General features: G+C 60.7%; 14 protein-coding genes and 1 tRNA gene. 7 read left to right on the forward strand and 8 right to left on the reverse strand.

The features are described from left to right. Positions 1–56: 56 nt before the first annotated feature. The 6 genes from radC to KG088_RS08700 all read right to left on the reverse strand — a co-directional run bounded on the left by radC (position 57) and on the right by KG088_RS08700 (position 3,858). Positions 57–476 carry a RadC family protein gene (radC, locus tag KG088_RS08675; RefSeq protein WP_455026609.1) on the reverse strand — a complete coding sequence of 140 codons (420 nt, stop codon included), beginning with the start codon at positions 474–476 and terminating at the stop codon, positions 57–59. Positions 477–565: 89 nt separating this feature from the next. Further along, complete coding sequence (locus tag KG088_RS08680; protein ID WP_213825126.1) at positions 566–1,177, reverse strand: lambda exonuclease family protein; 612 nt, start codon at positions 1,175–1,177, stop codon at positions 566–568. Positions 1,178–1,352: 175 nt separating this feature from the next. Further along, complete coding sequence (locus tag KG088_RS08685; protein ID WP_213825127.1) at positions 1,353–2,108, reverse strand: ERF family protein; 756 nt, start codon at positions 2,106–2,108, stop codon at positions 1,353–1,355. Between the two features lie 10 nt (positions 2,109–2,118). After that, a complete protein-coding gene (locus KG088_RS08690) occupies positions 2,119–2,304 on the reverse strand; it encodes a hypothetical protein (RefSeq protein ID WP_213825128.1) in 186 nt (61 codons plus the stop codon). 177 nt (positions 2,305–2,481) lie between these two features. After that, complete coding sequence (locus KG088_RS08695) at positions 2,482–3,450, reverse strand: DUF932 domain-containing protein (protein WP_213825129.1); 969 nt, start codon at positions 3,448–3,450, stop codon at positions 2,482–2,484. A gap of 87 nt (positions 3,451–3,537) precedes the next feature. Next, a complete protein-coding gene (locus KG088_RS08700; RefSeq protein ID WP_213825130.1) occupies positions 3,538–3,858 on the reverse strand; it encodes a hypothetical protein in 321 nt (106 codons plus the stop codon). A gap of 753 nt (positions 3,859–4,611) precedes the next feature. Between KG088_RS08700 and KG088_RS08705 the strand changes: the two genes are divergently transcribed. Then, positions 4,612–5,325, forward strand: a complete 714-nt coding sequence (locus KG088_RS08705; RefSeq protein ID WP_213825131.1) for a YagK/YfjJ domain-containing protein — start codon at positions 4,612–4,614, stop codon at positions 5,323–5,325. A gap of 512 nt (positions 5,326–5,837) precedes the next feature. Then, entirely contained in the window at positions 5,838–7,292 is a 1,455-nt protein-coding gene (locus KG088_RS08710; RefSeq protein WP_213825132.1) for a YfjI family protein, read from the forward strand. A gap of 191 nt (positions 7,293–7,483) precedes the next feature. Here the strand turns inward: KG088_RS08710 and KG088_RS08715 are convergent, their stop codons facing one another. Next, the gene (locus tag KG088_RS08715) at positions 7,484–8,275 is read right to left on the reverse strand and encodes a hypothetical protein (protein WP_213825133.1); all 792 of its coding nucleotides are present in this window, start codon (positions 8,273–8,275) and stop codon (positions 7,484–7,486) included. Between the two features lie 198 nt (positions 8,276–8,473). On the opposite strand from KG088_RS08715, the gene KG088_RS20040 reads away from it, so the two are divergent. Both KG088_RS20040 and KG088_RS19945 read left to right on the forward strand, forming a co-directional pair. Then, a complete protein-coding gene (locus tag KG088_RS20040) occupies positions 8,474–8,812 on the forward strand; it encodes a helix-turn-helix domain-containing protein (RefSeq protein ID WP_406565599.1) in 339 nt (112 codons plus the stop codon). Beyond that, positions 8,704–9,678 carry a tyrosine-type recombinase/integrase gene (locus KG088_RS19945; RefSeq protein ID WP_319941410.1) on the forward strand — a complete coding sequence of 325 codons (975 nt, stop codon included), beginning with the start codon at positions 8,704–8,706 and terminating at the stop codon, positions 9,676–9,678. The genes KG088_RS20040 and KG088_RS19945 overlap by 109 nt, the downstream gene beginning before the upstream one ends. A 53-nt stretch (positions 9,679–9,731) precedes the next feature. On the opposite strand, the gene KG088_RS08730 is transcribed toward KG088_RS19945, so the two are convergent. Then, a tRNA-Leu gene (locus KG088_RS08730) sits at positions 9,732–9,818 on the reverse strand. Positions 9,819–9,964: 146 nt separating this feature from the next. Between KG088_RS08730 and queA the strand changes: the two genes are divergently transcribed. The 3 genes from queA (at position 9,965) to yajC (ending at position 12,610) form a co-directional block, all read left to right on the forward strand. After that, complete coding sequence (gene queA / locus KG088_RS08735) at positions 9,965–11,005, forward strand: tRNA preQ1(34) S-adenosylmethionine ribosyltransferase-isomerase QueA (protein WP_213825136.1); 1,041 nt, start codon at positions 9,965–9,967, stop codon at positions 11,003–11,005. A 30-nt stretch (positions 11,006–11,035) separates the two neighbouring features. After that, positions 11,036–12,154: a tRNA guanosine(34) transglycosylase Tgt gene (gene tgt, locus KG088_RS08740; RefSeq protein WP_213825319.1), complete on the forward strand. Its 1,119-nt coding sequence runs from the start codon at positions 11,036–11,038 to the stop codon at positions 12,152–12,154. A 120-nt stretch (positions 12,155–12,274) separates the two neighbouring features. Further along, on the forward strand, positions 12,275–12,610 hold the full coding sequence (gene yajC, locus KG088_RS08745; RefSeq protein WP_213825137.1) for a preprotein translocase subunit YajC: 336 nt from the start codon (positions 12,275–12,277) through the stop codon (positions 12,608–12,610). Positions 12,611–12,628: the final 18 nt, after the last annotated feature.

A 12,628-nucleotide genomic window follows, 5' to 3' on the forward strand; every position in this document is an offset into this window, starting at 1 on the left:
GCAAGGACCCGGTGCCGCCCCTAAGGGCAGCACCGGCGCTATGCTTTGGTATGAATTTACAGATACCCCAGCTCCGCAAAGGAGACACATCCCTCGCTCCCGACCACGATGTGATCGATGACCCGGATCTCCACCAACCCCAGCGCTTCCTTCAGCCGCTGAGTGATGCGCCGATCGGCGTCGCTGGGGGCTGGATCCCCGCTGGGGTGATTGTGGACCAGCACCACTGCGCCGGCGTTGTGGGCCAGCGCCCGCTTGACCACCTCGCGGGGGTAGACGCTGGCCGAGTCGAGGGTGCCGCGAAACAGGGTCTCGAAGCGGATGACGCGGTGCTGGGTGTCCAGGAACAACACGCTGAACACCTCGTGCTCGTAGCCCTGGAACAGCACCTGCAGGTAGTCGAAGACCAATGCCGGCTGGGTGAGCTTGCGGCCCCGGGCCAGCTTGCGTTTGGCGAAACCCTGGGCGATGCCCATCAGCTCGGCCTCGGTCACCGGGGCAGTGACGTGGTAGGTGCCGGCGACTTCGCCAGCGGTCAGTTTACGATGATTCATGGTCTCGCTCCTCAGGCCGCCATCACCAGCGCCATGCGGCGCTCCAGTTCGTCGTAGAACGCCGCGACCCGCTCGGCGATGGTGCGAATCATCACCTCGTCGCGGTAGGCCCGCTTGACGAACAGCGGCATGCCGGGCCAGTAGCTGACGAAGTCGATCCACTCGCGCTCGCTGACCCACAGGCCGCCCTGGCACTGCGCCACATGCTCCGGGGGCAGCTCGTCGGCCAGCAGCAGCTCGATCTGATACCTGGGTAGCTTGGTCTTGATCTCGACCAGGCCGTGGCTGTCGACCAGGCAGTCGGGGGAATAGCCGACCCCGTGGTTGAGAAGGATGCCGACCTGCTCGAGCCGCGGCAGGCCCGTCGCCTCCTGGTAGAGCTCACGGGCGACGGGCTCCAGTGCGTGACCGCGCTGGGTGTGGCCATTGCCCGAAAAGGCATCGCTGGGTTCACCGGTGATGCGCTCACCGATCAATTGGTGCATGTAGCTCAGCGCCCCGGCACCGAAGCCGGCCGGTCCCTTGCCCTTGACCAGCAGGGTCTTGAGCTCGGACATGGTGACGATGCCCAGGCGCGCGGCATGCCATTCGGGCGTGCCCTGGTCCAGGGTGAGGATCTGCATGACGCTCTCCTTATGAATAGAGGATATCTCGCGGGGTGGTGAAGTCGGCATAGACGGCATAGCGGCGAGGGCGCTGCCCTCGCCTGCCGTCAGTGGTGCAGTGACGTGATGGATCAGTGGCGATCCACGGGCTCAGTGGTTCAGTGACGTCATGGATCCGTGGCGATCCACGCGGTCAGTGGGCTTGCCGGTGGGGTTGAGCCCGCTTGTGCAGCGAGGCGCGCAGCTTGTCGAAATCGCCGCGGGGGACCCGCTCGGCTTCACCGTACTTGCCGACGAACCATTCCTGGGTGGTGGGCGGACAGGCAGCGATCAGCTGCTTGAGCTGACTCGCCTGAAAGGTCGTGACGCCCTTGACCGCGGCCGCGGTCTGGCCGTTGTCGTCCTGGCCGCGGGTGGTGATGTTGAGCAGCGCACACAGCACGTAGCGCTTGCCGTAGCTGGTCGAGGAGCCGAAGGCCTGTACGGCGTTCTTGCTGCCGCTGGTATCGGCCGGCAGCAGCATGCTGGTTTCCTCGCGGTGGCCGTCCTGGTGCATCAGCACCCCGGTGATCTGGATACCGCGCTCCTGGGTCTGGATCCGGAAGCTCACCGCGAAGCCGTGGCGTTGCATGATCGGGCGCACGGTATCGACGATGTCCTCCAGGGTGGCGTAGGCGCCGTTGTTGCCCTGGCCACGTTCGGCAATGCTCGGCAGCTCGGTCTGCATGGCCGCCATCGCGGCGCTGTAGGCCATCAATGCCTGGCGATCCATGACGCGCTCCTGCATCTGCAGCAGGCGCTCCATCTTGTCGATGTCGACCTCGGGATTGAGGGCGGCCCTTTCGATCACCTGGATGATCGCGGTGCTTTCCTGGAGCGGCTGAGCCGCTGCGCTGGTGGAACGCTGGCCGTTGGCCGGGGGGTGTTGAGGTTGAATCCGGGTTGCCATGGGGCTCTCCTTACAAGTATTGGGTGATGACGTCCTGAAGCTGGTCCTCCGGGACCGGCTCCAGCGACACGACCACGCGATAGACCCGGCCCTGGGCCAGCACGTGGGTGTGGGTCTGTGACTCACCGGCCTCCAGCAGCTGACGCGTCAGCAGGGTCAGGGCGTGGCAGGTCTCGAATGACAGGGACGGTGGCATGGGTGCCTCCTATCAACGCAAACGCCCGGCCGTGAGGGACCGGGCGCGATGCCGTGGTGGGGGAAGGAAATAAGTGAATAAAGGGAGTGAAGAAAGTAGAGGAAACGAAGGGTAGGAAGCGCGGGGAAGAAAGCAGCACGCCAAGCACGCGAGCCGTGACGAACGGCCCCCCGAAGCTCAGCTCACCAGCGCCATGGCCGAGGCCAGCGCCTTGTCCTTGAGACTCGCCCCCTGGCCGAACCAGGCGGAGTCCATGCGGGTGTCGTTGCTGCGTGCGCGCTTGTCGTGGTCCACGTACTCGGTCACCGCGTTGAGCAGCCCCCAGGCGGTGTCCCGGGCGGTACACAGCTTGGAACCGCGCCCTTCGCCGTGGTAAAGCGCCTGCACGCGATTCATGGCGCGATAGTGGGGCAGCTTGGAAGGATCCTCCAACGGTGCCTCGGCGTTGCAGATCACCGACTGGAAGTACGCCTCAGCCTCGGCGCGGGTCACCCGGCGCTCGGCCAGCGCCTTCATGCGCTGCATGAAGTCGTCCCATTGCGAGACCGAGATGCCCAGCTGCTGCTTGACCAGTTGCGGGCGGAACGCGGTGCTGTGCGGGACCCTCACGCCTTGGGTCATACCATCGACGGCGATGGTCAGGGTGTTGTTGCACACCACCCGTACCGAGGTGGGCGTGGCCACGGTAGCCAGTGAGCCATCACAGGAGGTGGCCAGCAACAGGTAGGCATTGACCTGATCCTGGCCTTTCAGGGCCGTGCCCAGCCCGCTACGCGCCAGCGCCCAGAACTTGCGCCCGCCCTTGAGCACCCCGGCGGTCTCCAATTCGTAACCGGCGTACTCGGTCAGATCGCGGTAGAACTCCAGCACCTCTTCGGGCTGGACCACCTTGTAGCGGTTTGAAACGACCGAAAGCGGTGCCTGCGTATCGGAGCGATAGAGCACCTTCTGCTCGGGGAAGGCATGGATGCTGCCCAGATGCCCCGCCCCCTCGGCGATAAAACGCACTGCGGCCTCCTCGATGTGCCAGTCCATGCCGGCCTGCTGCCGCCAGATCTCCAGCGGTTGATGAGGCGAAAGTTGCTGCCCCAGGCCGTGCCAGGGGGTGTCGCCGACGTAGGCCATGTGTTCGAGTTGATGGGCCATGAGAAAACTCCTTGACGAAAAAAAGCCGGCTGAGGGCCGGTAAAGGGAATAACGGGAGGGTGGAAACCGGGGTATCGGGGAACCGGGTCAGGCCAACTCGCGGAAGGCGTGACCACACCCCAGGCACAGCCAGGGGGTACCGTCACCGGGAGGAAACAGATGCTTGACCAGACGATGCCCGGCGGCGGCACCGGCGATGCCACCCGAGGCGCCGGCGACGACGGCCACGGCGATGCGACTGAGCGGGAAGTGCGGCGACGCGACGAGGGTCTCGCTTCCATGAGCATAGAGCGACACATAGGCGCTCTGGAGGGTCCCGACCAGCGCACCGGTCGCGACCCCGAGCTGGCGGGCGGTCTCGAGGTTGATGACGCGCCGCGATTCGCAGCGCAAGCAGGATGGGGACATGTCACAACTCCTGTGCCGGTGGAAGAAGCCCGGGGAAAGGCTTTGCTCACAGGAGTGATATAGATCTGAAAAAAAGTACAAACGTCGCCTATGTTGTGAGCGTATACCGAGCCTCCCCGGCTCGTCGCTATCTCATAGATAAAAATGGAATTATTTTCCAGCGTTCAGGCTGGATAGATAGCGGGGATCGAAACGACGCAATGGCTCATGGAAAGCGGGATACCTCTCGATATTTCCATCGGTCAGTCCACTGCGAGAGTGACGGTACTTAGTAATATGCATACGCAGAACCTAGGGGGATACCACCAGGGAGGAGGAGGCCTAACAGAGCCGACGACCCCTCCCCATAGAACCAGAGGAGATACCCCGTAGGGGGAAGGCAATGGACAATCGTAGGAGGTCGCTAGAATAAGCGACCCTTCCTGAGAGATATCTACCGACAGAGGCACCAGCAACGAACCTTCCGGAGAACCAGGTGACCGGAACCCGTCAGGGATACTGACTCCCCTATCAGGGCTTTAAAGTAACTGAGTGCCTGACACGTGGCGTGGGGCCGAAGGCCATGACCACGCTCGTATCACTACTCGCCAGGACCTATCCCTTCCTGCACCGGACGATGGCTACGCGTTGTGGCGCGCCATCGCCTGGGTATGGGCTAACCCTTCGCCTCTTTCACAATGACACCATCCCATGAAGGACACGGCCTCAGTGCCGTGGGCATCCGCGTGGGTGTGTACCAGGAGACAGATGACCATGGATTTTACGCCAAACGTCGGACTGCGCTTGCGCAAATGCCACCCGGACAATCCCCACCTACGCCTGTGGTTTGATCCGACCTACCATGACATGCGGGTCCAGACCTCACGGGGACCGTTGATCGAGAACTACCTGCATACCCTCCGCCGAGTGATGAACCAGGCTCGCCGTGCCAATAGCCGAACCTTTGCGATTCGCATAGATCTGCGCTTCCCCGCGGCCATGCCGGTCAGCTCCCTGCATGCCAGCAATGCCGCGATGAACAAATACTTTACGAGACTGTGCTGGGAGCTCGATCTGATCAAGCTCAAGTACCCGCATGACATGCGCTACGTGTGGGTTCGGGAGCAGAAGAACAGCGACAAGCCCCATTACCACGTCTTGCTGTTGTTCAACGGCAATGCCCTGCGCAGCCTCGGGACATTGAGCGCCTACGCCGAGGAGGGAGACATGGAGGCGTATGCAGGGGACAACCTCTACCACCGACTCGTGCGCGCGTGGGAAGGGGTCGTTGGCTGGCCAGCGGAGCAGATGAAGGGACTGGTGGAAGTCACCGAAGATACGATCACCGAAGAGATCGTAACGTATCACTTTTATCGTGATGACCAGGCCACGTTCGAGAAGCTCTTCTACGCGGCTAGCTATATGTGCAAGGCGCACACCAAACCCATCGCCCAAGGGATGCATTGCTGCGATGGGAGTCGTCGCTAGGCTTTTCAATGAGGTAGCCCCCATCCTGCGAACCACCTGACAGGTCATCTTCAGACCGGGTCATCATCAGTATCCAGCCGTGATTCCTCTACTCCCTGTACCCCTCTATCGACAGTCCGCGACAGCTTCCACTCTCGGTGGCAAAGCACTCAACATGCCAAACAGCGACCCTCGGAAAGCCTATAAAATAAATTGCATATAACAAAAATATCTAAACCACTTTTTAACCAACCAGCAGGCCAGGTGCTCAGCGACATGGAGCCTGACTCCAAACGTCCACTGGAAACCGGTTATTTCGGCTATCAATAGCCGAAATAACCACTTCGGTTGGCCTCGCAATCTTAGCGCCCTCATTTCCGCACAGCATTTATCGCCTAATGTCAATAGCTCTTCTTATTCAGCTTCCGCTTTTTAGGTAGCGCCTATTTCATGCCGCACTCAAAGCGTCACTCTCTGCCCTGCCACTGGAAAAGGTCTGGTGGCACACCCCAACCCGTAATAGGAGAGTGACAATGAGCTATCCCTTTCACCCGATACTGCCTGCCCCCGGCAGCTTCAATCCTCAGCGCGTCGGACCCACTCTATTGTGGCGATCCAGCCATGAGCTCAGTCAGAAATGTCAGGTGCCGTTGGACCTTACTGTCCTGACCCTGTTAGCAGGGATCAGCATAGTGGCTCAAGGCCGCTACGCCCTGAAAATGCCCAATGGAGCGTTCAAACCGACCACAGTCAACGCACTGGGTGTCGCCGGCTCCGGTGATGGCAAAACGCCGCTTGTCGACAACGTGCTCAACCCCATTCAGGAAGTGCAACGTGAACAGCGCCGTGAGTGGCGCGGGCGATTGGATACCTATCAGGGAGAGTTAGAGGAGTGGCGCACCGAGGAAAAGGTGCTGACCCAGGCGATCTACCGTAAGCAGACCAAGGGCGGTACGGCGGAGAGTGAGCGTCAATCGCTGCGTGAGTTGTATCAGCGTCGGCCCGAGCCGCCCCGCGAGTTCCGACTGCTGTATGAGGACACTACACCGGAGGCGCTCTTCTTGGGGCTGGAGAAGGCGATTCCCACCGCCGCTCTGGCCACTGACGAGGCGGAGGTCTTTTTCAAAGGCGCCATGAACCGGGCACGCAGCCACATCAACTCACTGTGGAGTGGCGGCAGCACGGTCATTACACGGGCCACCAAAGAAGATATCGTGCTGGACGATGCTCGCCTAATGCTGCTGCTGATGGTGCAGCCCGGCATCCTGCAGAAGTACATGGAGACACAGGGTCAGCAGGCTAGGGACTCTGGAATGCTCGCCCGTTTCCTCGTCTGCGCACCGCTATCGATTCGCGGCCAGCGCTTCTACTCGCTAAATACCCCCACGGAATGGAAAGCCTGGGAGCAGGCTGAGGCACGCTTGACCACCTTGGCGCGGGAGAACCTGGTCCTGGTCCACGCGCCTGACACGCCGCGCGAAGTGCTTGAGTTCACACCAGAAGGGGCGGCCTGTTGGGTACAGGTGGCCAATGAGATCGAGCCACAGATGGGGCCGGGGGGGTACTTCGAAGCGTGCCCCGACCATGGCTCGAAGCTGGCAGAAAACGTGGCTCGCGTCGCGGCGCTGATACACTTGTTCGAAGGGCATGAGGGTGGCATCACCCCGGAGACAGTGTTGATGGCAATGGATATCTGTCTCTATTACTCCGGACACTTCCAGCAGGTGTTCATGCCAGCTCCCCAAGAGGAACAAGATGCCCATCAGCTAAACGAGTGGTTTAACGAGCTACGCCAATTCAACTGGCGCATTATGCGGTACAACGATGTGCGTCAACGCTCCCCACGCCCGCTGCGTGATAAAAAGCTCCTCAAAGCTGCCCTAGAAGTGCTGATTGCCCATCAGCAGGTGGTGGTTTTTACTCACCACCGGACGCGTTACATCGACTTGATGCCTTGGCTGGGGCCGCCGGACCTGAGCATGCTCTGATATTCGCTTTCCCTTGCCGCCCTGCGGGGCGGCAAGTGCTAACCAACTGAGCAGGCACGATGCAGTGCTATCTACCCAAATGCCTTCAATCATTCCGCCAGCTTTCCCAGTAAGACTGCCATGAACTTCACTGCGCATTTCACACAAATTTAATGGAAATCGATCAAGCTTCGCGCCTGCTTACCTTTCAACTACTCTTGATCATTATAACCAAATTTCACGATAACTCTTCGCATCTTTACAGGATCAACAATCGGCTCTTTAGCATTCGTTTCGTAAGCCTTCCTAAATCTTGAATCCTTAACAATTAACCGATGGATTTCCTGAGACATTTCATCTTTTCCCATCGAAAAACTTAGCGGCAAGTTATCGAAAATATCCACAATATATTTCGCAATATCTTGCGAAGCAAGGACTGGGGTTAGCCAACCACCCGGCGGACGTAGCCGTTCGATTGATGGCTCAATCATGCTGCGCAACATTACCTTTTTCTCTTCTTTTATTTCGTCCTTTACCCGGCTTGCATTCCGAGACCTTGCCTCAAAGCTCTTGTCACGCACCTCCTTCAGCAAACGCCATGCTGTTGCGTGCTGCTGAGCACAGGAGAGTGCATCAAGCATTTCTTCACCTGACCTCAAGAGCATACTACGCTGCGAAACTTCAGGGAAATTCGCTCTTATTTTCTGCATGTCATATTCAAAAATAACACGGACGAACACAGCCTGCCGCAATGCAATTTCGAAATGCTTTTCAATTTCCTCATCGAGCTTACTCTTTTTATTAACTGGCCGTATGATCACCGACCAATCTTCTCTCGGGTTGACCTCTCCGTATGCAATTTTCTTCAAGACGCTGACCACTTTCTCTTCAAAGTCCACCGCATCGAACTCACTCTTCGGTTGTTCGTGCAAAAGAGAGTCGGCTAGGTCACCGGCTTTATCAAAGATCATCTGCCAAGGGTCTGTTGTAGTCACGTCACTCATGCCTCTCTGCTTAATCCAGTGACTCTTATATAGCATCCGCTTCTGGCTGCGGCCACCTTGACCCACCCTCAGCCACATCGATGCAACGATGTCAATGGCGGTCCCTAAAATTCCGGATCGATTTAGGAGCGCTGATTCGCAGGCGACGGCGGGTCACTAAGATTGGGCCATCAAGGATAGCGAATTAGGGAAACTGCAATGGCAGGAGCACTACTACGCCCCGAGCAGGTCGCCGAAAGATTGGGCATGAGCCTGAGCTGGGTATACAGCAACAAGCACAAAATCGGGTTCGTCCATATTGGCACTTCGGTGCGCTTTGAGCAGAGCGCAGTTGAGAGGTACGCTGAGAGCTGCAAGCGCGGCCCTCAGCCTGAGGAACGCGACACATGGGAATTACAGTCAGATACAGGGAAAAAAGGATCCGGTGGGTGGTCACGGAAACTTACGACGGTCAGCGATATCAACGATCGTTTGCGGGGGATCGAGAGGGGGAGCGGCAGGCGCGGGAATACGCAGCGAAGCGCCAAGCCGAACTGAACGAAGCGGCCTTCCAGGGGGAGGCCATGGGGCGCCAGCCGCGGCGTACCTTCATCGAGGGGCTCGAACGATGGATCGACGAATACGACGTGGCCAGCCAGGTGAAGGCCATCCGCCCGGTGACCCACTACATGGGCGACCGGGTACTGCTCGGCATGGACAGCGTCGACAAAGCCCGCGAGATGGCCCGCGACCTTCGCAAGCAAGGACGTGCGCAGAGCACCATCAACAACCATCTGCAGGTGGTAAAGCGGGTTCTGAACCTAGCCTATCGGGAATGGGAATGGCTGGATCGCCCCTTGGGCGACAAGATCCGCAAGAAAATGCCGAAGAACGAGCGGCACGTGTACCTGACCATCGAGCAAGTGAGTCAGCTGCTACAAGCCATCCCCGATCACTCAATTGTCGAGAAACGGGTGATCGCCCTGGCAGCGCTCACCGGGCTGCGCCAGGGCGAGCTGCTGGCCCTGGATGCGCAGAACGTCCACGCTGGTCGCATCCTGCTGCGACCAAATCAGACGAAGAGTGGGAAGGCCCGGGTGGTGCCGGTACCGCAAGACGCCCAGGCTTGGTTGGAGGACCTGCCATTCGCCACGACCTATGCCCGACTGCGCAAGGTATGGGAAGACGCTCGCCAGGCCGTAGGGCGGCCCGACCTGCGCTTCCACGATTTGCGTCACAGCTATGCCAGCATGCTGGCCCAGGCCGGCGAGAGCATGACCACGGTGCGCGATCTGCTGGGGCATTCCAGCTTGATCGTCACCAGCCGCTACTCGCACATGTTCGATGCGGGTCTGGACGATATTGGCTCACGCTTGCCGAGCTTGAGCGCGGCCTTCTGCGACCAAACTGCGACCACGCAATAGAATGAGGGAAGACAGAAACGCAAACAGCCGCTCGTAAGCGACTGTTTTCTAAGTGGTGCCGGCGGTCGGACTCGAACCGACACACTGTCTCCAGCGGCGGATTTTGAATCCGCTGCGTCTACCAATTCCGCCACGCCGGCAGCGCGAAAGCATTATACGTGGCACGCGTGTCAGGTCAATCGCTCGGCTGACTTCACCGGCCTGAGACGGTATCCTTGCCCGCTTTGGCGGCTAAGCCATCCGGCCGCAAACCCGACTTTCTGGACTCAGGGACCGAAACGCCCCCATGCAGCGCGCCGCTTTCCACTTCGACCTCCCCGACGAGCTGATCGCCCGATACCCTTCGCAGCAGCGCAGTGACTGCCGCCTGCTGTGCGTCGAGGGTGAACGCGGCGCCATGGCGCATCGCCGCTTCCCCGACCTGGTCGATCTGCTCGAGCCCGGCGACCTGCTAGTGTTCAACGATACTCGCGTGATCCCGGCCCGGCTGCACGGGCACAAGGCCAGCGGCGGCAAGGTCGAGATGCTGCTCGAGCGCCCACTGGACGCCCACCGCGGCCTGGTCCACCTGCGCAGCAGCAAGTCGCCGAAGCCCGGCACCGAGATCCGCTTCGAGGGGGACGTTCGCGCCGTGGTCGAAGGCCGACGCGACGCACTCTTCGAACTGCGTTTTCTCGGCGAGACGCCGCTGATTGAGCTGCTGGAGCGACACGGCCATATGCCGCTGCCGCCCTACATCGACCGTGCCGACGAGCTCGCCGACCGCGAGCGCTATCAAACTGTCTATGCCCGCCGAGATGGCGCCGTGGCCGCCCCCACGGCGGGACTGCATTTCGACGAGCCGCTGCTCGAGGCGCTCGCCGCCAAGGGCGTCAATAGCGCCTTCGTCACGTTGCACGTTGGGGCCGGCACCTTCCAGCCGATGCGCGTCGACGACATCCGCGAGCATCAGATGCACAGCGAATGGATCGAGGTCACCGAGGCGGCCTGCGAGCAGGTGCGCGCCACCCAGGCGGCCGGGCGCCGCGTGGTGGCCATTGGCACGACGAGCGTGCGTTGCCTGGAAAGCGCCTGCCTGATGAGCGACAGCGGTGAAATCGCCCCGCTTCGCGGCGAGACCGATATCTTCATCTATCCGGGATATGCATGGCGCTGCGTCGATGCGCTGGTGACCAATTTCCACCTGCCGGAATCGACCCTGATGATGCTGGTGGCGTCCTTCATCGGATTCGAGACCACCATGGCGGCCTACCGCGAAGCCGTGACCGAGCGCTACGCCTTCTTCAGCTACGGCGATGCGATGTTTTTAACCCGCCAGCGTTCCTGACTCGAGACTTACATGCGCGACGAAAGCTTCATGACCTTCGAACACTTGGCAAGCGATGGGCGCGCCCGTCGCGGCCGCCTGTCCTTTCCCCGTGGCAGCGTCGAAACGCCGGCCTTCATGCCGGTGGGCACCTACGGCACCGTCAAGGGCATGACGCCCGCTTCGGTGGAGGAGATCGGTGCCGAGATCATCCTCGGCAACACCTTTCACCTGTGGCTGCGCCCCGGCACCGAGGTCATCGAGGCTCACGGCGACCTGCACGACTTCGCCCAATGGCAGAAACCGATCCTCACCGACTCCGGCGGCTTCCAGGTTTTTTCCCTCGGCGAGACGCGCAAGATCACCGAGCAGGGCGTGCATTTTCGCTCGCCGGTGGATGGCGCCAAAGTGTTCATGGGTCCCGAGGAGTCCATGGCGGTGCAGCGCGCATTGGGCGCCGACGTAGTGATGATCTTCGACGAATGCACGCCCTATCCGGCCACCGAGCAGGAGGCCGAGGTGTCGATGGAGCGCTCGCTGCGCTGGGCGAAGCGCTCCCGCGAGGCCCATGGCGACTCGCCCTCGGCGCTGTTCGGAATCATCCAGGGCGGCATGTACCCCGAGCTGCGCCGCCGTTCGCTCGAGGGCTTGCTGGAGATCGGCTTCGACGGCCTGGCCATCGGCGGTCTGTCGGTTGGCGAGCCCAAGCACGAGATGATCGCCGCGCTCGACACCCTGCCTGACTGGATGCCCGCTCAGTACCCGCGCTACTTGATGGGCGTGGGCAAGCCCGAGGATCTGGTGGAGGGCGTGCGCCGCGGCATCGACATGTTCGACTGCGTGATGCCCACCCGCAACGCGCGCAACGGCCACCTGTTCACCTTCGATGGCACCGTGAAGATCCGCAATGCCAAGCACCGCCACGATACCCGGTCGCTGGAAATCGGCTGTGACTGTTACACCTGCCGGCATTTTTCGCGTAGCTATCTCCATCATCTGGAGCGTTGTGGCGAGATGCTTGGCTCGATGCTTAACACTGTCCACAATCTGCGTCACTACCAGCGGCTTATGGCCGGTTTGCGCGGTGCCATCGAAGCGGGTACATTGGCCAACTTCGTGGAAGGCTTCTATGCGCAGCGTGGGCTGCCGGTTCCTCCCGCACCGAACTGATTTCAGGGCCGGTGCCATCCTGGATGGCACTGGCTAGCGTAGACACGAACCTCGTTCCTGTCGCGCCAATCTCGGCTCTCTCACGCCACTTTCCGTCAAACCATCAGGAGACTCACCTTCATGCTGGACTTCTTCATCTCACCGGCCATGGCCCAGGACGCGGGCGCCGCGGGCGGCGGTATCGCCCAGATTGTCATGCTGGTCGGCTTCGTCGCGATTTTCTACTTCCTGCTGTGGCGCCCCCAAGCCAAGCGCGCCAAGCAGCACAAGCAGCTGATCGCCAGCCTCTCCAAGGGTGACGAGGTTGTCATCGGTGGCGGCATGCTGGGCCGGATCACCAAGGTCTCCGATGACAGCGACTTCCTGACCATGGAAATTGCCGAGGGCACCGAGATCAGCGTGCAGAAAGCCGCCGTTGCGCAGGTGCTGCCCAAGGGCACCATCAAGTCCATCTGACGCCCGCTGACACCGTCG

This window comes from Halomonas jincaotanensis (assembly GCF_018448785.1).
Classification (GTDB): Bacteria; Pseudomonadota; Gammaproteobacteria; order Pseudomonadales; family Halomonadaceae; genus Halomonas; species Halomonas jincaotanensis.

Bases quoted from the DNA above. Each gene is read 5' to 3' on its own strand.
- radC (WP_455026609.1), bottom strand. From the start codon at position 476: ATGGGCATCGCCCAGGGTTTCGCCAAACGCAAGCTGGCCCGGGGCCGC.
- KG088_RS08680 (WP_213825126.1), bottom strand. From the start codon at position 1,177: ATGCAGATCCTCACCCTGGACCAGGGCACGCCCGAATGGCATGCCGCG.
- KG088_RS08685 (WP_213825127.1), bottom strand. From the start codon at position 2,108: ATGGCAACCCGGATTCAACCTCAACACCCCCCGGCCAACGGCCAGCGT.
- KG088_RS08690 (WP_213825128.1), bottom strand. From the start codon at position 2,304: ATGCCACCGTCCCTGTCATTCGAGACCTGCCACGCCCTGACCCTGCTG.
- KG088_RS08695 (WP_213825129.1), bottom strand. From the start codon at position 3,450: ATGGCCCATCAACTCGAACACATGGCCTACGTCGGCGACACCCCCTGG.
- KG088_RS08700 (WP_213825130.1), bottom strand. From the start codon at position 3,858: ATGTCCCCATCCTGCTTGCGCTGCGAATCGCGGCGCGTCATCAACCTC.
- KG088_RS08705 (WP_213825131.1), top strand. From the start codon at position 4,612: ATGGATTTTACGCCAAACGTCGGACTGCGCTTGCGCAAATGCCACCCG.
- KG088_RS08710 (WP_213825132.1), top strand. From the start codon at position 5,838: ATGAGCTATCCCTTTCACCCGATACTGCCTGCCCCCGGCAGCTTCAAT.
- KG088_RS08715 (WP_213825133.1), bottom strand. From the start codon at position 8,275: ATGAGTGACGTGACTACAACAGACCCTTGGCAGATGATCTTTGATAAA.
- KG088_RS20040 (WP_406565599.1), top strand. From the start codon at position 8,474: ATGGCAGGAGCACTACTACGCCCCGAGCAGGTCGCCGAAAGATTGGGC.
- queA (WP_213825136.1), top strand. From the start codon at position 9,965: ATGCAGCGCGCCGCTTTCCACTTCGACCTCCCCGACGAGCTGATCGCC.
- tgt (WP_213825319.1), top strand. From the start codon at position 11,036: ATGACCTTCGAACACTTGGCAAGCGATGGGCGCGCCCGTCGCGGCCGC.
- yajC (WP_213825137.1), top strand. From the start codon at position 12,275: ATGCTGGACTTCTTCATCTCACCGGCCATGGCCCAGGACGCGGGCGCC.